Here is a 20,304-nt window from a genome sequence, read left to right as displayed (position 1 = left end):
CCGTTACTCGGGCCATCGGGCATGAATGAGCGGCCGCTTTCCGCAATGAGGCCGCGATGAAGCTCGACCAGGCAGCCGAGCAGTCTTTCCTCGGCAATCCCACCACCCTCAAGGCGATGGCCACGGTAGTCGGCCTCGCGGTGTTTCTCATCGACGCATTCACGCCGCTCGATATCGCCATTGCCGTGCTGTATGTCGTGGTGGTGCTGCTCGTGGCTTCGGTCGCATCGCGGCCTGTCACGATTGCAGTCGCGTGGGCCTGCGTCGCGGCGACGGTGCTCGGCTTCATGCTCTCGCACAACGCGCAGGACCCTGGCAGTTCCATCGCGCGTTGCGGTGTGAGTCTCATCGCCATTCTGACCGTGTCGTTTCTCGCGCTGCGCAATCAGACGAGCACCGCCACCTTGCGCAAGCAGGTCGAACTCCTCAATCTCACGCACGACGCGGTGGTCGTGTACGACATGGACGACCGCATCACGTTCTGGAATCAGGGCGCGGAACGGCTGTACGGATGGACTTCCGAGCAGGCTATCGGCCAGCCCATTCACGGACTCACGCAGACGGATGCGGCCATGCCCGTCGACGACATTCGCCGCGAAACGCTTACGCGTGGAAGCTGGCAAGGCGAACTCAAGCGCGTGAAGAAGAGCGGCGAGACGGTGGTCGTGTCGAGCCGCTGGACGCTTTCGCGCGACAAATGGGGCAAGCCGCTCGCCATTCTCGCGACGAACAACGACATCACCGACGCCAAGCGCATGGAAGGCGAGCTATTGCGCCAGAAGAACGAACTGCGCGCGACCATCGACGCCATTCCCGGCATGGTGTGGAGTTCATCGAACGATGGCCGCCTCATTTATCTCAACCGCCGCTGGAACGAGTACGGCGTGAAGCTCGCGGACGACGGCCACGACATCTGGCAGGAGATCGTGCATGCGGAAGACTTCGCCGCGTTGCAGGCCGCGTGGCGCGAAGCGCTCGCCACCAGCAGCGGCTTCGAAGTGACGGCGCGCATCCGGCGCGGCGACGGCGTGTTTCGCTGGATGCACATCGGTGCCGCGCCGCTGCGCGATTCCGAAGGCAATCTCGTGCGCTGGTATGGCGTGAACACCGACATCGAGGAACGCAAGCGCGCGGAACAGGCGCTCGACCGCTCGCGCTCGGAACTCGCGCATGTCACGCGCGTGACGACGCTCGGTGAGATGGCCGCGTCGATTGCGCACGAAGTTACGCAGCCGCTCGCCGCCATCGTAACCGCGGGCGACGCCGCGTTGCGCTGGCTCAACCGTCAGCCGCCGAATGTGCACGAGGCGGTGCAGTCGATCAGTCAGATGACGAGCGACGCCAAGCGCGCGACGGACATCATTCGCCAGATTCGTTCCATGGCGCAAAAGCGCGATCCGCAACCCGCGCTGGTCGATCTGAATATGATCGTGAGAGAATCGGTCGAACTCGTGCGGCGCGAATTGCAAAGCCAGCGCGTCGAGCTTTCCGCTACGTTTGCCGAGCCCGCGCCAGTGGTTTGCGGCGACCGCGTGCAGCTTCAGCAAGTCGTCATCAATCTGCTGATGAACGGCGTGCAGGCCATGTCCGGCGTGAGCGGACGCAAGCGCGTCATGCGCGTCGCCACCCGGCTCGCGGACGAGCGTCACGCGCAGCTTTCGGTCGAAGATTCGGGCATTGGCATCAGCGAGAAAGATGCGGGCTCGCTCTTCAACCCGTTTTTCACCACCAAGAAAGATGGCATGGGCATGGGGCTGTCGATCTGCCGATCCATCGTCGAGGCACACGGCGGCCGCATCTGGGCCGAATCGCAGGAAGGTCAGGGCGCGTCGATGCAGTTCGTCTTGCCGCTCGAAGAGGAGACATGCAGTGAGCCACGAAACTGAGGAAGGCGCGAGCCAGTCGATCGCCTACGTGGTCGACGACGACGACTCCATGCGCACCGCGCTCACCATGCTGCTGCGCTCGGTCGGCCTGCAGGTGCAGGCGTTCGCGTCCGCGCAGGAGTTCATGGCCTTCGACATGCCGGACGTTCCAAGCTGCCTCATTCTCGACGTGCGCCTCAAAGGGCAGAGCGGGCTTGCCGTGCAGGAGCAGATTGCGGCGGGCGACCTTTCCGTGCCGATCATCTTCATCACGGCGCACGGCGATATCGCCATGTCGGTGAAGGCGATGAAAGGCGGCGCCATCGACTTTCTCGCCAAGCCGTTCCGCGATCAGGACATGCTCGACGCCGTGGCGAACGCGCTCGCGAAAGACGAAGTGCGGCGCAACGAAGACCGCTCCGTGGCGGACTTGCGCCGCTGCTACGCTCGCCTTACGCCGCGTGAGCGCGAGGTGATGGCATTCGTCGCGAGTGGTCTGATGAACAAGCAGATCGCCGCCGAGATGAACCTGAGCGAGATCACGGTGAAGATTCATCGCGGTGCGGCGATGAAGAAGATGGAATCGCGCTCGCTCGCCGACTTCGTGCTCAAGGCCGAAGCGCTCGGCGTGAAGCCATCCGCGTCCGCGACCACGCCGTCGCGCGTGCAGCGCACCTGAGCATCAACCACACTAAACCTTGATATAGGTTGTCCAAACCTTTCAGCGACGCCGGCAACCCAAGGTACGGCTAGTCGCAGCGGGTCCGTTTGATTAACTTTGATGCATGGGTTCCGGTCTTCCGACCGAGCCGGCAAGCCTCAAGGAAACGAACGGATTCGCCATGATTCTCTTCCAGCAAACTTCAGGCAGCGGCGATGCGCGTCACCGCATCGCGAAGCGCGCACGTCATTCGGTGCGGTGCATCGAACAGGCGCGAGAACTGCTCTTGTTATCGCAGCACATCATCGATATCGCGCTTTCGTGCGGTATTCGTTTTCAGCCTCGTCACACCTCGGCATTCAAGCGAACGAACGGTCAGCGCCACATCAGCGGGCGCGTGAAGACGCGCGCTCTGGTCTGACGTTTCATACGCCATTTGCAAATTCTTAATCGAGCAGGTTCATCCATTTTTGAGGAGTCAGACCATGCAGGCAAGCGCGAAGATCATGGACCCGTGGGCACGGACCATTTTCATGCTGGGCGTGAAGACAGAAGATGCGAGTTTGAGCGGCATCTTGAAGAAGCCGCCCGAGCGTCTGACCAAAAGCGATCTGCTGGAAAAGCGCGGGTTGTCGATCAGCCTGATCGAACGTCCTTCGTCGACGACGGCGATCATCGCGTGGCGCGATTCCACGCACTGCTGTTATGGCGATCAGATGTGGCGCGTCTCGCATGCACGCACCACCGGCGTCTGCGCAATGAGCGGCCAGCCGGTATTGATCGGCGACGCGGTGTATCGGCCGAGTCGGCGCACCGCGCCACGCAACGCCCACGCGATGATTCTGGCATCGGTTCTCGAAGGCGAACTGGTGGCGTGAGCAACATGAACGCGCGATGCCGATTGGACCTTCGCGCTTCGACAAAAACTTGCTCCCTCCAAAAGTGGTTCAGTCTTGAACACTTTTTGCCGATATCCCCGAAGAGCCGCAGCGCTCTTGTGCGCGATGCAACACTTTCAGCAATTTCGCTTGCGGGCCGCCTGGCATCGTTCACAACCCGCCAGGCAAACGGTCGAAGTCGCGCCGAGCGCGCCTCACCGGGCTACTGGCCACATTCTTGCTCGTGCTCCGCGACTCGCGCCTTCGCGGAATGAACAGGTTTGCAACATTTTTGGCCGTTCCCGCTGACGCCTGCTTCCAGGCACGTTTGCATCGCGCGCAATCTACGTTTGATAAGGTGAAACGCGCCGGAAACCTAAGCCCGGCAAGGCATCCCACAGACGAAAGCCGTTTCGGCCGGTAGTGCCCCGCCGTTTGCGCCCCTTCAGCAAATGTTCAGAATTGAATCAAAAATGCATCGCGCGCTTGGCCGCCGGCCGCGCATCTTCCGTGCATCGCCGTCTATGCCTTATCGGACATAGATCGGACACTTCCTGGCACGTCTCTCGCTTATGTACGACAAAGCACGAACATCACTGTAGCCGGTGACGGCACGAAGCGGCGATGCAAGGCTCACGGGGCTGGCCCCACATGTTTCGATGTACGCCACCAGATGCGCTCACGAAACCTGCGAGCGGACCAGATAAAAGTACGGCGCGAAAGCGCTCTTATAAAGCGAATAAAAAATGTTGACCCTTCAATCCGATCTGCATGGCAACCATCTGCTGGCCGCACTTCCGACTCAGGAATGGCAGGCTCTCGCTCCCCATCTGGAACTCGTCCAGTTGCGCACGGAGCAGTTGCTTTGCGATTCCGGACAACGCATTCACCACGTGTACTTCCCGACCACGGCTATCGTCTCGCTTCTGCATACGATGGAAGACGGCGGCTCGGTGGAAGTCGCGGCAGTGGGCCGTGAAGGCATGACGGGCGTTCCGGTGCTCACGGGCGGCGACACCATGCCGACGCGCGTTCAAGTGCAGTGCGCGGGTTTTGCGTATCGCATGAGCGCGGGCGCATTGCGTGAACACTTCGGCAAGTCGGACTTTCTGCGCCGTGTGATGCTGCTGTATATGCAAGCCCTGCTGACGCAAGTCGCGCAAACGGCCGCTTGCAATCGTCACCATTCGCTCTCGAAGCAACTGTGCCGCTGGCTGCTGATTCAAACAGACCGCACCCCGTCGGCTCAGTTGCGCGTGACGCAGCAAATGATCGCGGACATGCTCGGCGTGCGTCGCGAAGGCGTGACGGAAGCCGCAGGCAAGCTGCACGACGCAGGTCTGATCCATCACAGCCGCGGCTGCATCAAGGTGCTCGACCGCGCTGGTCTCGAAGAGCGCGCGTGCGAATGCTACGGCATCGTCAAGCGTGAATTCGACCGGATGCTGCCGCGCGCCGCCCGCCAGAACGAAGCGACGTTTGCCTGAACGACGCGTCTCACGCGGTCAGTCGCGCGCCACGATCTTCACGTTGGCTTCGGCGGCGACCGCATCCAGCCCGGCGATGGTATCGGCGGGCAGCCACAATCCTTCTTCGAGTTGAGTCTGCTGGGCGCGCGTTTCTTTCTCGCCCGGATAGAACACTTCGTCGACACCCTCGGCGGGCGGCGCGGCCTTGAGCGCTTCCACATAGCGCTCCATGCGCGCGTTGAACTCGTCGAGCGGCTGAAATGCGGCGACATTCAGCGCGATCATCAGATGCCCCGCGCGGCTGCGATTCACCGGATCGTACGGACCGTGCACGTCCGTCAGACACCCGCTGCCCGAGAGGACGCCGGAAAGCACGTCGACCATCGTGCCGATGGCATACCCTTTGTGCTCTGCCATCGGCAGGATGAAACCTTTGAGGCCTTCCACAGGGTCGGTCGTCGGGCGGCCGCGTGAATCCACGGCCCAGCCGAGTGGAATCGGTTCGTGACGCATCTGCGCGAGAAAGATCTTGCCGCGCGCGACGCCCGAGTTCGCCACGTCCATCACCATCGGTTCATAACGTCCGGCGGGCGCGGCCACGGACCACGGATTGGTGCCGATCATCTTCTTGAGCCCGCCCCACGGCGCCATGTTCGGGCCGCCGTTGGTCATGCACAGCATGATGCAGCCGTCTTTCGCCGCCATCCGCGTGAAATACATGCACGTGCCGAAATGATTAGAGTTGCGCACCGATACCGCACCGATGCCATGCGCCTTCGCGCGGCGGATTGCGTCGAGCGTCGCCGCGCGTCCCACCACCGGACCTATGCTGTCGCCGCCGTCCATGACCGCGACGGCGCCTGCATCGACGGGAAAACTCAGGCTGGTCGACGCCTTCATGGCGCCCGAACGCAACCGCGCGTAGTACCAGCCGAGCCGCAACACCCCATGCGACTGATGACCCCAGAGGTCGGCCTGCACCATTGCATCGGCGGCGACGTGCGCGTCCTCGGTGTTCGCGCCCACGCTTCTATAAACCTCGGCGACGAACGCGCGCAAGGCGTCCGGATTCACGCGATAACGCGTGGCGTCGTTCATGTGGTGTCTCCTTGAGTGAGCAAGCGTGCTGGTCTTATCTCTACCAGCTTCAGCTTTCGCGCGCCCTGATGCCTTCGTCGGCGAAATGAAGGGTTGCCGTAGTCCGTTCGCTCGACATCATGTCAAAAAATAGTAACGCTACGTTTGCAACGGACACTTTATTTGCGCTGAAAATTCGCCGAAAGGCTTGCTGCACATAGTATTGCAGCGCGTCAGCTAGTAAACCCTATCTTGTCGCCCGCCCACAGCGTTTTGTATATTTTGTTCGTATTACTACGGTCAAAAAGAAATTTACTACCTGACCCAAGGCGCAAGTCCCGTGGCGAATGTCGCTGCCATATCGGTGTTGAGGAGACAACAACTATGGAAGAAGCACTGGAAGTCGCATCGCGTAGAAAGTTCCTGGCGGGACTTGCCGCAACGGCCGGTTCGGTCGCGCTTTCGTCGGTCTCGGGCAAGGCTTTCGCCCAGCAGAAAGTGTTCGTCCCGTACAGCAACAAGAGTCTGGATTACTACTTCTTCGCCACGCAGCAGGAAGCGGTGAAGCGCGCCGTCGAAGCGAAGGGCTGGACGTTTCAGGCCGTCAACGCCAACTTCAGCAACACGACGCAGCTCGAACAGTGGAACAGCCTGATGTTGAAGAACCCGTCGGCGATCATCGCGGACCCGATCGACAGCCAGGCTATCGTCAGCGTCATCAAGAAGTACAACATGAAAAAGATCCCCGTCGGCATTATCGATACCCCCGCGCTCGGCGGCGATGTCGCGGTGACGGTGGACTTCGACAATCATCAGGGCGGCATCATGGCGGCGGAAGCCATTGTCGGTCTGCTCAAGAAGAAGCACGGGTCGGCGAAAGGCTCGGTGCTCAACTGCTACGGCGCGCTGCAATCGGTGGCGTGGCGGCTGCGCAAGGAAGGCTTCGAGGAGACGATGAAGAAGTATCCGGACGTCAAGCTCATCAGCCGTCCGACCGAAGGGCTTCTGAAGAACATGTTGTCCGTCACGCTCTCGACACTCTCCGAGTATCCCGATCTCGACGCCGTCCACGCGCCGAGCGATTCGCCCGCGCGCGGCATCGTCACGGCCTTGCAGCAAAAGGGCAAGTGGAAGAAGGTCGGCGAGCAGGGACACGTGATCTTCGTGAATATCGACGGCGAGCCGGCCGCGCTGCAGTGGATCGCGGACGGCTACATGGATGCGGTGGTTTCGCAAGACCCGATCGCCTACGCGCAGATCACCGTCGACATGCTCGACAAGTATTCGCTGAAGGGCCAGCCGGTGCCGCTCGGGCCGTATCAGAACAGCCAGTACTTTTGGGAGAAAGCGCAGATCACCAAATCGGAGACCGGCCCGAGTCTCGTGATCCAGCCGTTTATCGTCGATGCCTCCTCGGTGAAGGACAAACGCCAGTGGGGCAACATCGCCTATAACGAATGGGGACTGCGTTACTCCTGATGCACCGGTGATTCACGTTGAGCAGGGCGGCGCGCGAGCTTCGCGCGCCATCGCCAAACGGAGGTTCGCTTCATGGCGGATATGAGCAGCAACGAGTACATCCTGAGAACGCACGATGTCGTCAAGCGCTACAAGGCGGTAGTCGCGCTGGATCGCGTGTCGGTCAACATCCGGCGCGGCACCATTCACGGTCTGCTCGGCGAAAACGGCGCGGGCAAATCGACGCTCGTGCGGCTCATTTCCGGCCAGACCGCGCCGACCGAAGGCAGCATCACCTTCGACGGCGAGGACATGCAAGGCTCGGACGTCAAGCAGATGGAAGCGCGCGGCGTGTTCCTCGTGACGCAGGAACCGATGATCGTCGACTCCATGTCGGTCGCCGACAATCTCATGCTGGGCCGCTGGCCCGTCAAGCGCGGCCTCTTGAAACAGGTGGACCAGCGCGCGCAGATGCAAAGCGTCGAGATCGCGCTCGAAGGAACGGGTTTCGATCCACGCATGCCCGCGCGTTTGCTGTCGGCGGTCGCCAAGCGCAAGCTCAACATCCTGCGTGCGCTGCATAGCGGCGGCAAGCTGCTGATTCTCGACGAACCCACGACCGCGCTGACGCTCGCCGACCGCGAGCATCTGTTCGACTTCATGCGCAGCCTGAAGGCGCGCGGCGTGACCTTCGTCTTCATCTCGCATTACAACGAAGAGATTCTCGATATCTGCGACGGCGTCTCCGTGCTGCGCAACGGCAAACTCGCGGGCGAGCACGACGACCTCTCGCAGATCGACTCCGACGGCCTGTCCGAACTCGTGATCGGCCGCGACGTGCCGCTTTTCTATCGCGACCGCGAAGCCACCCGTGCACGCGGCGCAGGCGACGCGGCGGGCGCCGCGTGGCTCGTCGAAGACCTGGTCGCACCGGGCGTGGACGTGGAGCGCTTCTCGATTGCGCCGGGGGAGATCGTCGGCTTCGCGGGCTTGCCAGGATCGGGCGCGAAGGAGTTCGCGCTGGCGCTCTTCGGCCTGAATCGCGCAAAAAGCGGTCGCGTCTCGCACGACGGCCGCACAAGCGTCATGCCGAATCATCCGGGTCCGGCGTTCGAGCGCGGCATCGCGTATTTGTCGGACGACCGGCATCGCGATGGCCTCGTCGGTCTGCAGAGCATCGCGCACAACATCACGCTGTCGAGTCTCGCGGATGTCTCGCACGGCGGCGTGATCGACGCGGGCGCGGAACGTCACGTCGTCAAACGCTATTTCGAACACTTTCGCGTGAAGGCGGCCACGCCCGAAGTGCTGCTCGGCACGCTCTCGGGCGGCAATCAGCAAAAGGTGTGTCTCGGCCGCGTGCTCGCCACGTCGCCGCGCCTTCTGATTCTCGATGAACCCACGCGCGGCATCGACGTCGGCGTGAAGGAAGAAGTCCACCGAATCATCGATACGCTGACGCGCGAAGGCCTCTCGGTGATCGTCATCACGAGCGATCTCGACGAGATGGTGCGCATGGTGGACCGCGTCTGCGTGTTCGTGGGCGGGCGCATCGAGCGTGAATACACGGGCGCGCAGATAGAGAAGGACGCGATCCTGCAATCGGCGTTCAACGTCGAAACCGCGTCGGTACAAACCGAGCCGGAACCGCTCGCGAGCCAAACATGAGGAGAGAGTCCATGCAATCAGGTAGCGATATCACGCCGGCGCCGGCCACGTTGTCGAAGGCGAACGCGGCGCCGGGCACGAAGCGCAGCAGAGCGGGCGTGCAGTGGGTCTTTCAGAACGTCGTGTGGCTCTGGCTCGCGGCGCTCGTGATCGTGTTCGGCGTACTCAATCCGTTCTTCTTCACGCTCTCGAATCTGCAGAACGTGCTCGTGCAGGCTACCGTGCTCGGCTTGCTCGCGCTCGCGGTTTCGTTGCCGCTGATGGTCGCGGAAATCGACCTCTCGATAGCCAGCAACATGGGCTTTTCGGCGGCCATCGGCGCGATCGTTTCGACGCGGCTCGGCTTGTCGCCCGCTGTCGGCGTGCCGGTGGGCATCGCGGCGGCGACGGCTATCGGTTTTTTCAACGGCATGTGCGTGACGCGCCTCAAGATGGTCTCGCTGATCCAGACGCTCGCCGTGATGATCGTGCTGCAAGGCTCGCTGCTTGCGGTCACGCAGGGCAACACCATCTCCGATATGTCCGCCGGCTATATCTGGATCGGGCAGTACACCATCAACAACTGGCCTGTCATGCCTATCGTGTTTCTCGTCGTGCTGCTAGGCATGGGCTTTTTGCTGCGCAAGACCGTGCTCGGACGTTATCTGTATGCGACCGGCGGCAACGCGCTCGCGGCCAACTCGGCGGGCATTCGCGTGAATCGCGTGAAGGTGATCGCCTTTACGTTGTCGGGCTTTCTTTCGGGCGTCGCGGGCTATCTGCTTGCCGCGTGGCAAATGGCCATTACCTCGGATCAGGGCGAAGGCTTCCTGCTGTATGCGATTGCCGCGCCGATCATCGGTGGCGTGAGCGTGTTCGGCGGACGCGGCGGCGCGCTCGGCATTCTCGGCGGCGTGCTGCTGCTCACGGTGATCCACGTTGGTCTCGCGATCACCGAAGTGCCGTCGTTCTACGTGCAGATGATCGGCGGCATTTTGATTTTCGTCGCGGTGGCCGTCGACGCGATCCGCGTCAACTTCGTCTCGCAATAAACGCATTCACCACTTTTTCGCCATGACAGAACCACGACACTGCGAGATGTATATCGATGGACGCTTCACGAAAGAAGGCGTGAGCGAATGGATCGACGTAACGAATCCGAGCACGGAGCAAGTCGTTTCCCGCGCGCCGGATGCGAGCCAGGACGTAATCGATTCCGCAATCGAAGCCGCCTCGCGCGCGTTCAAAACATGGCGGCGCGTGAATCCGTTCGAACGCTCGCGCCTGCTGCACGCTATCGCCGACGAAATCGCGAAGGACGAACGCGCGATTGCCATGTCGATCACGGTGGAAATGGGCAAGCCATTGGCAGAAGCACAAGGCGAAGCGCGCAAACTCGCGAAGGCGTTTCACTATTACGCGGAAGAGGCGGTGCGTATCTATGGCGAAACCATTCCGAACGAAGAGGATGGCTTCGTCAGTTTCGTGGAGAAGGAACCGGTCGGCGTGGTCGCGGCCATTGCGCCGTGGAATTATCCGGTCGAACTGATCGGCTGGAAGCTCGCGGCTTCGCTGGCGGCGGGTTGCACGATCGTCGTGAAGCCTTCCGAGTACACGCCTTCGAGCGCGGAAGCCGTGTTTCGCTGCGTGGATCGCGCGGGCTTGCCAGCGGGCGTCGCCAATCTGGTGATGGGCGCGCGCGAGGCGGGCAAGCGGCTCGTCGGGCATCCGCGTATCGATAAGGTGGCGTTCACGGGTTCGGGCACGGCGGGCGAGGACATCTATCGCACGGTGCGCGGCATCACAGGTCTGTCGCTGGAACTCGGCGGCAGTTGTCCGCTCATCGTGACCGCGCATGCCGATATCGATCTCGCCGTCGCGGGCACGTTGCGGCGCGCGTTTCGCAATGCCGGGCAAATCTGCATCTCGATCAATCGCGCGTATGTGCAAGAGTCGGTCTACGACGCGTTTCTCGCACGGCTAACCGAAGGCGCGAACAAACTCGTCGTCGCCGATGGCGTGGCCAACGAACGCGCGGATATCGGACCAATGGCCACGCGCGCGGGCGTCGTCAAGGTAGAGCGGCATCTGGACGATGCACGCGAGCGCGGCGCGCGCATTCTCTGCGGCGGCGGGCGTCCTTCCGCGCTCGGTTCCGGCGCGGGCCTGTTTCTCGCGCCGACCGTCATCGCCGATGGCACGCCCGAGATGCTCGTCATGCACGAGGAAACCTTCGGCCCGGTGATCGGCGTTGCACCTTACAAGACGCTCGACGAAGCCATCGATGCAGCCAACGGCACGCCCGCCGGACTCGCGGCCTATGCGTACACGGAGCACGTGAAGGAGAGCTTCACGCTTTCGCGCGAACTCGACTTCGGCAACGTCGCCATCAATCACGTCGATGCGGGCATCATGAACGCGCCCTACGGCGGCCGCAAACAGAGCGGCACGGGCTACGAGCACGGCCGCGAAGGCATGGAAGGGTATCTGCATCTGAAGCACGTGCGTTTGCGACACGGCGCCTGAGCGGAGAGCGACGATGGAACGCTATCTTCTCGGCATCGACGTGGGGACGTCCGCGTGCAAGGTCATCGCGGTGGATGGCAATGGGCGCGTGGCGGCGAAGGCGCTTGCGTCTTATCCGCTCGTCTCGCCGCGTCCGGGCTGGGCGGAACAGGACCCGGAGCACTGGTGGCAGGCCACGCAAAGCGCGCTGGCCGAAGTGCTCGCCGCGCTGCCGGATCGCCGTGCGGTGGCGGGTATCGGCCTGTCGGGTCAGATGCATGGTCTCGCCGCGCTCGACGAAGCCGACAACGTCCTGCGCCCCGCGATTCTCTGGTGCGACCAACGCGCGGCGCCCCATTGCGATGAGATCACCGCGCGCGCGGGCGGTCTCGACGGCTTGCTTGCGATGGTTCAGAACCGCATGCTGCCGGGTTTCACTGCGGGCAAGCTCTTGTGGATGCGCGAGCACGAGCCCGAACTCTTCGCGCGCATGAGGCGCATGCTGAACCCGAAGGATTATCTGCGCCTGCGTCTGACGGGCGAACATATCACCGATGTTTCCGATGCATCCGGTACCGGCCTCTTCGATGTAAAGCGCCGCGCCTGGTCGCAAGCGCTGCTCTCGCTGCTCGACCTGCCCGCGAGCCTCGTGCCGGAGGTCGTGGAATCGACCGAACGCGCGGGCGTCTTGCGGCTTGAGCTTGCGCAAGCGTGGGGCCTGTCCGCCGACACACCCGTCTTCGGCGGCGGCGGCGATTCGGTAATCCAGACCACGTCGATGGGCGCGATCGATACCGGACCGCTCGGCGTGACCATCGGCACGGCGGGTATCGTCGCGGGCGGCATGCGGGAGTGTCCGGTGGCGACAGGCCAGTTGCAGATTTCGTGCGGCAACGCGCCGGGCCGCTGGCATGTGATGGGCGTGACGCTGTCGGCGGGCGGCGCGTTCGAATGGCTGCGCGGTGCGCTAAGACGCATGACGCCCGCGCTGTCGTTCTCGGAGATGACCGATCTCGCCAAAGCCGCCGCGCCCGGATCGGACGGCTTGCTGTTTTTGCCTTATCTGCTTGGCGAACGCTGTCCGCACGTTGCCGCCGACGGCCGTGCCGCGTGGATCGGCCTCACCTCGATGCACGACGCCTCGCACCTCGTGCGCAGCGTCATGGAAGGCGTGTTGTTGAACATTCGCGCCATCGCGGCGCTGGGGTCAAGCGCAGGCCTCGCATGCGACGAAGTGCGGGTGTCCGGTGGCGCGACCGCCGAACCCTTCTGGCTGCGCCTGCTTGCCGACGTGCTGCAACGCGAAGTCACCACCGTCACGGGCGCGTCGGAAGGCGGCGCATACGGCGCGGTGCTCGCGGCCGGCGTGGGCGCGGGCTGGTGGACCACGCTCGACGAAGCCGTCAGCACCTTGCGCGTGACGGAGCGCATCAGTCCCGACGCGCGACTCGGGCCGCTCTACGACGCACGTTTCGAAACCTTCCGCACGCTGTACGACACGTTGCGCCTGGTCTATGAGCGTATCGCAGCCGAACCCGCCTACCCGGAGAGCACCAACCGATGACCGTCAATCTCGCGGAAGTTCCTGTCGATGCCATCGTGTTCGACCTCGATGGCACGCTCGTCGACACGGCGCCCGATATCGCCAACGCGGTGAATCGTCTGCTCGCGACGCATGGCCTGCCGCCGCAGACGGTGAGCTTCGTGGCGCAGTACATCGGCGAAGGCTCGTTCGGGCTGATCGACAAGTTGTACAAGGGCTTGGGTCTCACGCTCGATCATGATCGCGTGAGCGCCGACGTCGAAGCGTATTTGTCCATTTACAAGCAGCACCCGGTTGGCGAAGCGACCGTGTACGCCGACGCGCTCACCGCGATTCCCGCGCTGCATGCGGCGGGCATCAAGCTCGGCGTATGCACGAACAAGGCACAGCATCTGGCGCAGGCGGTGCTCGCGCATTTCGGCATCGAGCAGTACTTCAGCTCGGTGATCGGAGGCGATATGCTTGCACAGAGAAAGCCGCATCCCCGGCATCTGCTCGCGACGCTCGAAGCGCTCGACGTCGCGCCCGAGCATGCGCTCTATATCGGCGATACGCGCATCGACGCCGAATGCGCCGAACGTGCGCAGGTGCGTTGCCTGATCGTCAACTGGGGCACGGGACCCGACGTTCCCGTCGCCGAGGATGCCCGGCTCGACTCGTTCGCCGATCTAGTAACAAGGTGCGCCGCGCTCAATGCGTCGCGCCTGCCGGGAGCCTGATGAGAAACGACCTGTTGCGGCGCATTGCGCTCGAACACCCTGCGCTGACGGGCGCGACCTTGCGTATCGCCGATGTCCTGCTGGGCGCGCCCGAAGCCGCGCTCAAGATGAGCATGGCCGAATTGTCCGAAGCGGCGCAGACGAGCGACCCGACCGTGGTGCGCTTTTTCCGGCGCTTCGAGTGCGCGGATTATCAGGACTTCAAGGTGCGTCTGGGCCAGGGTCTGATTCCGCAAGCGCCCTTCGATTACGAAGCGATCACCAACGCCGACGCGCCCGAGAACGTCTGCAACAAGATCATCAACAACTCGCTGCACGCCATTCAGCGCTTCGCCAAGGATGTCGATGCGAGCGCCATCGAGCGCGCGGCCAAGTATCTGATCGAAGCGAAGGGCATCTTTCTGTTCGGCCTCGGCATCTCCGAAACCATTGCCTTCGATGCCGAACACAAGTTCTTTCGCTTGGGGCTGCATTGCCGCGTAGTGCTCGAAAGCCAGCGTCAGTTGCTGCTCGCGCCAACCTTGCGCAACGACGAAGTGGCCGTGTTCTTCTCGCATTCCGGCTCGACCAAGTCGCTCGTGATGGCCGCCGCCATGGCCAAGGGCAAGGGTGCAATCACCATCGCCATTTGCGCGCCCGGCTCGCGGCTCGCGCAGACGTGCGATCTGACCATTGCCGTGCCCGCCTATGAGAACACCGAGCTGTACACGCCGCTCACGGCGCGGATCAACCATCTGCTCGTGGTGAACATGCTCGTGGCGATGCTCGGCCTCGCTCAAGGCCGCGAGTTGCCCGACAATCTCGCCGCGCTCGACCCGTGGTTCACCGACAAATTCATGGACTAAGCAAGTCAACGGAGACGCAATTGGCTACGTATATCGAACCGGGCTATGCCCAGCTCAAACCCGCATCGAAACAGGACGAAGCAAAACTCGTGTCTGGCAACAAGGCGGTCGATCACTATCTGAAGCCGGGCATGAAGGTGGGTCTCGGTTCGGGCACGACCTCGCACTGGTTCGTGCGTGCGCTCGCGCCGCGCGTGAAGGACGGGCTGGATATCGTCGGCGTGCCGACGTCGAACGCCACGCGTGAGCTTGCGCTCGAACTCGGTGTGCCGTTGACCGATCTAGGGCAGATCGACCGGCTCGACGTGACTATCGACGGTGCGGACGAGATCGATCATCAGGGCAGCATGATCAAGGGCGGCGGCGCGTGTCTTCTGTGGGAAAAGATCGTGGCGGCGGCATCGCGCAAGATGGTCGCTGTCGTCGACGATAAGAAAGTCTTCGATACGCTGGGACGCTTTCCCTTGCCTATCGAGATCATCCAGTTCGGCTGGCAGAGCACGGAGCGTTTGCTGCGCGATCTGTTCGTCTCGGCGGGCTTCGACGAAAGCGTGCGTATCGAGCGGCGCGTGAAGAACGGCGAACTCGTCGTCACCGACAGCGGCAACTGGATTCTCGACTGTCATCTCGAAGCCATTCCCGAGCCGCTCGCGCTGTCGCCGCGCTTCAACGCCATTCCGGGCGTGGTCGAACACGGCCTCTTCACCGGCATTGCAAGCGAGATGATCGTCGGTCACGCGGATGGCTCGGCGGATATCGTCGTCTTCGAAGGAGCGCGCACATGAGTTCGACACTGGATGCCTTCCGTCTGGATGGCGATGTCTGCGTGGTGACGGGCGCGGCGCAAGGCATCGGCTTCGCGATTGCGACAGGCTTGAAGAGCGCGGGCGCGACGGTCGTCGTCGCGGATCGCGATGAAGCGCTCGGACAGAAGGCCGCGCAGGAAATCGGCGGCACGTTCGTCGCACTGGACGTGACGGATTCATCGTCTGTCGATCAAGCCTTCGATACCGTCGTCGCGCGTCACGGCAAGCTCGACGTGCTCGTGAACAACGCTGGCATCGTAAAGAATGCCTCCGCGCTCGAAACCGACGATGCCGCCTGGCGCGCGGTGCTCGCGGTCAATCTAGACGGCGTGTTCTATTGCTGCCGAAGCGCCGCGCGGCACATGACGCGGCAGAAGTCCGGGCGCATTGTGAACATCGCGAGCATGAGCGGGTCGATCGCCAACAAGCCGCAGCCGCAGGCGTCGTACAACGCATCGAAGGCGGGCGTGATTCATTTGACGCGCTCGCTCGCGGCGGAATGGGCCGCGGATGGCGTGCGCGTCAATTCGATATCGCCGGGATATGTCGGCACCGAACTCACCAAACGAGGCTTCGAGAACGAAACGTGGCGCAAGGTGTGGATCGACGGCACGCCGCTCGCCCGCATGGCGACGCCCGATGAAATCGCGCCCGGGGTGGTGTTCCTCGCTTCGCGCGCAAGCGCCTTCGTGACCGGTTCGGACCTCGTCATGGACGGTGGCTACACTGTCTGGTGATCCGCAAAAACAGCATGGAGACGAGCATCAAATGACCGCACGCGAAGCAGTGAGCGCCTTGCGCGAAACCCTTGGCGCGGAAGTCGTCGCGTTGCCCGAAGAGTTCGGCGACCGGCGCGTCGTGGACTGGAGCGGGTTGCCGGGCGCGACGCCTTCGGCCATCGTCCGGCCGCGCAACACAGAGGAAGCCGCCAAGGCGCTCGCTCTCTGCACGAAATACAAGCAGGCGGTCGTTACGCAAGGCGGGCTCACCGGGCTCGTGGGCGGCGCGAACGTGCTGACGGACGAAGTCGTGCTCAGTCTCGACCGCATGAACCGCATCCTCGAGATCGATGAAGTCTCCGCGACCATGACGGTGGAAGCGGGCACGCCGTTGCAAGTGGTGCAGGAAGCGGCGAGCGCGGCGGGCTTTTACTTTCCGCTGGATCTCGGCGCGCGCGGCAGTTGTTCCATTGGCGGCAATCTTGCCACCAACGCGGGCGGCAACCGCGTCATCAAGTACGGGATGATGCGCGATCAGGTACTCGGCGTCGAAGCGGTGCTGGCGAGCGGCAAGGTCATCGGCGACTTGAACAAGATGATCAAGAACAACAGCGGCTATGACTTGCGGCATTTGTTGATCGGCAGCGAAGGCACGCTCGCGATCATCACGCGTGTCGTGCTGCGATTGCGGCCGAAGCCAACGGCGACCGCCACCGCGTGGTGCGGCTTGCCGGACTTTCACGCGGTGACCACGCTGCTGACGCGTGCGCAGGCGGGGCTGGCCGCGGGGGTATCCGCGTTCGAAGTGATGTGGGCGGGTTATCACGATGCCGTTATCGGCAACCTCAGGAACCTGCGCGCGCCGCTCGCGGATGCGCATCCGTTCTACGTGCTGTTGGAGAGCGTCGGCACCGATCCGGTCCGTCACGGCGATGCCTTTGAAGAGTTTCTCGGCGCGATGCTGGAAGACGGCGTGGTGACGGACGCCGCGATTGCGTCGTCGGAAGCGCACGCGCGCGACTTCTGGTCGATTCGCGATGCGCCCGGCGAGTATCAGCGCTTCATTCCGAATCACGCGGCGTACGACGTGAGCTTTTCGATCGCGCAGGTGGGCGATGCCGCGCAGAAGTGCGAGGCGCGGTTGCGCGAACGCTGGCCGCAGGCGCTCGTCCTGACGTATGGGCATCTTGGCGATGGCAACATTCATATTGTCGTGGACGTGCCGGGCATGGGCAAGCACGATCACGACGATATCGACAGTGTGATCTACGACGTGACGCGCGAGTTCGCGGGATCGATTTCGGCCGAGCATGGAATCGGCGTGAAGAAGCGGCACTTCTTGCCGCAGAGCCGTCGCGAGACCGATCTCGAAGCCATGCGCGCGATCAAGGCGGCGCTCGATCCGGATGGGATTCTCAATCCGGGGAAGGTGATTTAGGGCTTTGTTTGGCAGTTCAGACGGTGGTTTGGGCAGATCCGGGGAATCGGTTATCTTGCCCGATCGCAATTAATACGTTCGACGTGATTCCGCCGTTTAGCATGAACGTGACAACGGCTACTTGGTGCCATGAAGTCGATTGGGTCTCTCGGTCGTGGATGCAGACTTATCGGCTTCCATAAGTTTTGGCGGCCGCGCGTCGTAGTGGCAATTTTCTGGGGCCTGCTTGCCGACCTTGCGAGCACTGAGCGTTCCTTTGGGTCGCGCTCGTAGCGTGTCTCGACACCAGCTTCCGTCGATGCCGCCAGCCGGCCGGCATCGTCCCGCAGAAATAGTTGATGTTGCGCACGTAAAACCCGGTCTGCTCGTACCTGCCCGAGCGCGTGATCTCACGATCAGAGCTAGTCAATCAATCGAGCCATGATCGCCCAAGGCAATTATTCGACTGCCGCACGCTGTGAGATGGCCATCCAGCGCAACGTGTTTGCCGTTGGTGTCGGTGAGCATGTCCGAGCCTTGAATGATGGGATTGACGCCGTGTTCGGGACATGACACGAGATCGCCCACTCGCGCGCCTTTGCGTCCGTCGATGTCCATCGTGTCTGATCCGGTGATGATGCGGCCGCCGTGGGTGGTGCTGTCGCCTACGCAAGCAATTGATGTCATTTTGTCTCTAACTTAGATCATGAAAATTGTTATGGTCGGCATAGTGATTGAGGCATTGAATCACTTCCTCCGTGGTCGCCTTTGGCTTTTGCTTATGGGCTAAATCAACAACCGCCTGAAAATTCTCGCCAGGGTAAAGAAAGGCGAGGCTGCGGTCGTTCACTTGGTCTGGCAACGTCCCGAGCAGCCGCTTTTATCCGTGGCTCAAACTCGCCGGGGCGATGGATCGAGCAGGCCGGAATCAGAGCAGGGTAGCGCGTCAAGATCAATGTTGAACACGGCGGCTAACCATTACCGCCGAATAAGAGAATGAAGGACCGCAAGCAGCCCTTCATTCGTCTTAATCAAAGGAATTCTACGTCTATACGATCAACTTTCACGGATACCATTTTCCCCGTCATATACCCGTAATCGCTCAGGAACCGTTGCTCCCGAAATTTGACTCCTGCGTCAAGAACGTCGTCGTGAAGCAGCCCTGTCACCGTGTAGGCAAAACTATTTGCGATTTGACTAAGAGATGGGCGAGAATCATTAGATTCGAGCAATTCTACCTCGTTAAAAAACTCAAGATTTATATCAACTGGATAGGTTTTTCCCTTTTCCACTTGATAGGGTGAATATCCCATAAAGCAAACGAGACGAACATCATTTATTCGCAACGTCACCTCTTCCTCGACATCTTCACCAATATCCTCAACGATCGCATTAACCACTACATCCTCTCCCTTTCGAGTTAATTGTCTTATCCCGCCCGTCACCATTAAGCGTTTTCCATAGATCTTTGCCACTCTTGGTATGGATCGTGGTTATTTGACCGTCTGAGTTTGTCCCGACAAAGACAAACTTGGCATCTCCTCTTGATGAATTACCCATGTATTGCACGTACCCCGTTCGCGTTTCTCCTTTATAGGAATACTCGACCTTATCGCCACTCATGATGGCGTCATGTCCTATGCTTAGATATTCTTCTGGACTTTTCACGCCAAATTCAGCGCCGTGTTTCTCAAAGTGACTTTGTGATTTATCAAGTGAACCGAATTTTGGGCACAGCCCAAGCGGATCAACCCAAGTGACCGGATTAGGCGCGTACTGGAACGGATTCAGTCCACCGGCCAACCCAATCGGGTCCTGCGAGATATAGCGCCCTGTCGCCGGATCGTAGTAACGGTTTCGATTGTAGTGCAGCCCCGTCTCTTCATCATGGTACTGCCCCTGAAACCGGATCGCGTTATCCGTCTCAGCCGGGTCTTCCTTACCATAGGGCGCACCCTTTCGCCCGCCCCACGCCTTATAGCGCGCAAGCCAAACCACCTTGCCAGACTCATCGAGCAACTCCTGCGGTGTGCCCAGATGATCGTTCTGATAGAACACCGTCGCATGCTTCGACTTCGCGGGCACCTGCACAAAACGCCCGTCCGTGCCGGTGGCGAGGAACGCCGGTTCGACCAGTTTCTCATCGAGCCGCGCCAGCGGCACGAACGTCCCCGGCTCATGCAGATAGAGCAAGGCGCGCGTCCACTGGTACTCCGCGTCGAGCGTGTGCATGCGCTGCGCGACCGGTAGCGAGTACGCGTCCTGCGCATCCTCCCGCACCATCGCGTACCGCGCATTCTCCGATCTGCGCTCGAAGCCGCGTTCACGCGGCAACGCCTCGAAGCGCTCTTCCATCAAGAGCACGTCGCCATCCCACGTGAAGACCGTCAGTTCGGCGGGGCCGCTTGCGCGCTGGACGTCCTTGGCAATGCGCCGGCCAAACGCGTCGTAGGAGAACCGAACCACGAGTTCGGGCTTGGGCGGACTGTCGTCCCGTGGCGCATGGTGGCTGCGTTCCCACGGCGCGGGCGGTCGCGCATGGCGGCTGGCCTCTATTAGCCGGTTTTGTTCGTCATATCGGTATCGCCACGGCGCGTGAGCGCCGCCCGATTTCGTGATCAGATTGCCGCGCTCGTCGTAGTCGTAGCTCGTCGAGTCCAATTCCCTCAGTACGTTGCCGATGCACTTGGGCAGC

General features: G+C 61.9%; 19 protein-coding genes. 15 read left to right on the top strand and 4 right to left on the bottom strand.

Annotated elements, in window-relative coordinates; genetic code table 11:
- Positions 1-56 precede the first annotated feature (56 nt).
- The 5 genes from QCE79_RS17585 (at position 57) to QCE79_RS17565 (ending at position 4,891) form a co-directional block, all read left to right on the top strand.
- Positions 57-1,886: a PAS domain-containing sensor histidine kinase gene (locus tag QCE79_RS17585; RefSeq protein WP_244831895.1), complete on the top strand. Its 1,830-nt coding sequence runs from the start codon at positions 57-59 to the stop codon at positions 1,884-1,886.
- Positions 1,870-2,544, top strand: a complete 675-nt coding sequence (locus QCE79_RS17580; protein ID WP_309846378.1) for a response regulator — start codon at positions 1,870-1,872, stop codon at positions 2,542-2,544. Before QCE79_RS17585 ends, QCE79_RS17580 begins: the two co-directional genes overlap by 17 nt.
- Positions 2,545-2,707: 163 nt before the next feature.
- Positions 2,708-2,947: a hypothetical protein gene (locus QCE79_RS17575; protein ID WP_309846376.1), complete on the top strand. Its 240-nt coding sequence runs from the start codon at positions 2,708-2,710 to the stop codon at positions 2,945-2,947.
- A 64-nt stretch (positions 2,948-3,011) separates the two neighbouring features.
- Entirely contained in the window at positions 3,012-3,404 is a 393-nt protein-coding gene (locus tag QCE79_RS17570) for a DUF3331 domain-containing protein (protein ID WP_309846375.1), read from the top strand.
- Positions 3,405-4,150: 746 nt separating this feature from the next.
- Positions 4,151-4,891, top strand: a complete 741-nt coding sequence (locus QCE79_RS17565) for a Crp/Fnr family transcriptional regulator (RefSeq protein WP_309846373.1) — start codon at positions 4,151-4,153, stop codon at positions 4,889-4,891.
- An 18-nt stretch (positions 4,892-4,909) separates the two neighbouring features.
- Here QCE79_RS17565 and QCE79_RS17560 read toward each other — a convergent pair whose 3' ends face one another.
- Entirely contained in the window at positions 4,910-5,971 is a 1,062-nt protein-coding gene (locus QCE79_RS17560) for an Ldh family oxidoreductase (protein ID WP_309846371.1), read from the bottom strand.
- A gap of 363 nt (positions 5,972-6,334) precedes the next feature.
- Here QCE79_RS17560 and QCE79_RS17555 point away from each other — a divergent pair, with 363 nt between their 5' ends.
- The 10 genes from QCE79_RS17555 to QCE79_RS17510 all read left to right on the top strand — a co-directional run bounded on the left by QCE79_RS17555 (position 6,335) and on the right by QCE79_RS17510 (position 17,630).
- Positions 6,335-7,429, top strand: a complete 1,095-nt coding sequence (locus tag QCE79_RS17555) for a sugar ABC transporter substrate-binding protein (protein WP_244831890.1) — start codon at positions 6,335-6,337, stop codon at positions 7,427-7,429.
- A 72-nt stretch (positions 7,430-7,501) separates the two neighbouring features.
- A complete protein-coding gene (locus QCE79_RS17550; protein ID WP_244831889.1) occupies positions 7,502-9,076 on the top strand; it encodes a sugar ABC transporter ATP-binding protein in 1,575 nt (524 codons plus the stop codon).
- A gap of 11 nt (positions 9,077-9,087) precedes the next feature.
- Positions 9,088-10,107, top strand: a complete 1,020-nt coding sequence (locus QCE79_RS17545; protein ID WP_244831888.1) for an ABC transporter permease — start codon at positions 9,088-9,090, stop codon at positions 10,105-10,107.
- A gap of 22 nt (positions 10,108-10,129) precedes the next feature.
- Positions 10,130-11,581 carry an aldehyde dehydrogenase gene (locus QCE79_RS17540; RefSeq protein WP_250511742.1) on the top strand — a complete coding sequence of 484 codons (1,452 nt, stop codon included), beginning with the start codon at positions 10,130-10,132 and terminating at the stop codon, positions 11,579-11,581.
- Between the two features lie 13 nt (positions 11,582-11,594).
- On the top strand, positions 11,595-13,124 hold the full coding sequence (gene xylB / locus QCE79_RS17535; protein WP_309846366.1) for a xylulokinase: 1,530 nt from the start codon (positions 11,595-11,597) through the stop codon (positions 13,122-13,124).
- On the top strand, positions 13,121-13,822 hold the full coding sequence (locus QCE79_RS17530; protein WP_244831885.1) for an HAD-IA family hydrolase: 702 nt from the start codon (positions 13,121-13,123) through the stop codon (positions 13,820-13,822). Before xylB ends, QCE79_RS17530 begins: the two co-directional genes overlap by 4 nt.
- Positions 13,822-14,667: a MurR/RpiR family transcriptional regulator gene (locus tag QCE79_RS17525; protein WP_244831884.1), complete on the top strand. Its 846-nt coding sequence runs from the start codon at positions 13,822-13,824 to the stop codon at positions 14,665-14,667. The genes QCE79_RS17530 and QCE79_RS17525 overlap by 1 nt, the downstream gene beginning before the upstream one ends.
- A 20-nt stretch (positions 14,668-14,687) precedes the next feature.
- A complete protein-coding gene (gene rpiA / locus QCE79_RS17520) occupies positions 14,688-15,452 on the top strand; it encodes a ribose-5-phosphate isomerase RpiA (RefSeq protein ID WP_309846365.1) in 765 nt (254 codons plus the stop codon).
- Complete coding sequence (locus QCE79_RS17515) at positions 15,449-16,210, top strand: SDR family NAD(P)-dependent oxidoreductase (protein ID WP_250468129.1); 762 nt, start codon at positions 15,449-15,451, stop codon at positions 16,208-16,210. Before rpiA ends, QCE79_RS17515 begins: the two co-directional genes overlap by 4 nt.
- A 31-nt stretch (positions 16,211-16,241) precedes the next feature.
- Positions 16,242-17,630 (top strand): FAD-binding oxidoreductase, encoded by a 1,389-nt coding sequence (locus QCE79_RS17510; RefSeq protein ID WP_309846362.1) that lies wholly within the window; start codon positions 16,242-16,244, stop codon positions 17,628-17,630.
- A 405-nt stretch (positions 17,631-18,035) separates the two neighbouring features.
- Here the strand turns inward: QCE79_RS17510 and QCE79_RS17505 are convergent, their stop codons facing one another.
- The 3 genes from QCE79_RS17505 to QCE79_RS17495 form a co-directional block, all read right to left on the bottom strand.
- Positions 18,036-18,296 carry a PAAR domain-containing protein gene (locus QCE79_RS17505; RefSeq protein ID WP_309846361.1) on the bottom strand — a complete coding sequence of 87 codons (261 nt, stop codon included), beginning with the start codon at positions 18,294-18,296 and terminating at the stop codon, positions 18,036-18,038.
- A gap of 344 nt (positions 18,297-18,640) precedes the next feature.
- Complete coding sequence (locus tag QCE79_RS17500) at positions 18,641-19,009, bottom strand: hypothetical protein (RefSeq protein WP_309846359.1); 369 nt, start codon at positions 19,007-19,009, stop codon at positions 18,641-18,643.
- Positions 19,002-20,304, bottom strand: a 1,303-nt coding sequence (locus QCE79_RS17495; RefSeq protein WP_309846357.1) for an RHS repeat-associated core domain-containing protein, incomplete at its 5' end; no start/stop codon positions are given. The genes QCE79_RS17500 and QCE79_RS17495, both read right to left, overlap by 8 nt.

Source organism: Caballeronia sp. LZ003, from assembly GCF_031451465.1.
Lineage (GTDB): Bacteria > Pseudomonadota > Gammaproteobacteria > Burkholderiales > Burkholderiaceae > Caballeronia.
This window is presented reverse-complemented; position numbering and strand designations above follow the sequence as displayed.

What these genes read in the sequence shown, in the direction of transcription:
- QCE79_RS17545 (WP_244831888.1), top strand. Translation starts at nt 9,088, where the DNA reads ATGCAATCAGGTAGCGATATCACGCCGGCGCCGGCCACGTTGTCGAAG.
- QCE79_RS17540 (WP_250511742.1), top strand. Translation starts at nt 10,130, where the DNA reads ATGACAGAACCACGACACTGCGAGATGTATATCGATGGACGCTTCACG.
- QCE79_RS17515 (WP_250468129.1), top strand. Translation starts at nt 15,449, where the DNA reads ATGAGTTCGACACTGGATGCCTTCCGTCTGGATGGCGATGTCTGCGTG.
- QCE79_RS17510 (WP_309846362.1), top strand. Translation starts at nt 16,242, where the DNA reads ATGACCGCACGCGAAGCAGTGAGCGCCTTGCGCGAAACCCTTGGCGCG.
- QCE79_RS17550 (WP_244831889.1), top strand. Translation starts at nt 7,502, where the DNA reads ATGGCGGATATGAGCAGCAACGAGTACATCCTGAGAACGCACGATGTC.
- QCE79_RS17570 (WP_309846375.1), top strand. Translation starts at nt 3,012, where the DNA reads ATGCAGGCAAGCGCGAAGATCATGGACCCGTGGGCACGGACCATTTTC.
- QCE79_RS17585 (WP_244831895.1), top strand. Translation starts at nt 57, where the DNA reads ATGAAGCTCGACCAGGCAGCCGAGCAGTCTTTCCTCGGCAATCCCACC.
- QCE79_RS17530 (WP_244831885.1), top strand. Translation starts at nt 13,121, where the DNA reads ATGACCGTCAATCTCGCGGAAGTTCCTGTCGATGCCATCGTGTTCGAC.
- QCE79_RS17575 (WP_309846376.1), top strand. Translation starts at nt 2,708, where the DNA reads ATGATTCTCTTCCAGCAAACTTCAGGCAGCGGCGATGCGCGTCACCGC.
- QCE79_RS17560 (WP_309846371.1), bottom strand. Translation starts at nt 5,971, where the DNA reads ATGAACGACGCCACGCGTTATCGCGTGAATCCGGACGCCTTGCGCGCG.
- xylB (WP_309846366.1), top strand. Translation starts at nt 11,595, where the DNA reads ATGGAACGCTATCTTCTCGGCATCGACGTGGGGACGTCCGCGTGCAAG.
- QCE79_RS17505 (WP_309846361.1), bottom strand. Translation starts at nt 18,296, where the DNA reads ATGACATCAATTGCTTGCGTAGGCGACAGCACCACCCACGGCGGCCGC.
- QCE79_RS17565 (WP_309846373.1), top strand. Translation starts at nt 4,151, where the DNA reads ATGTTGACCCTTCAATCCGATCTGCATGGCAACCATCTGCTGGCCGCA.
- QCE79_RS17555 (WP_244831890.1), top strand. Translation starts at nt 6,335, where the DNA reads ATGGAAGAAGCACTGGAAGTCGCATCGCGTAGAAAGTTCCTGGCGGGA.
- QCE79_RS17525 (WP_244831884.1), top strand. Translation starts at nt 13,822, where the DNA reads ATGAGAAACGACCTGTTGCGGCGCATTGCGCTCGAACACCCTGCGCTG.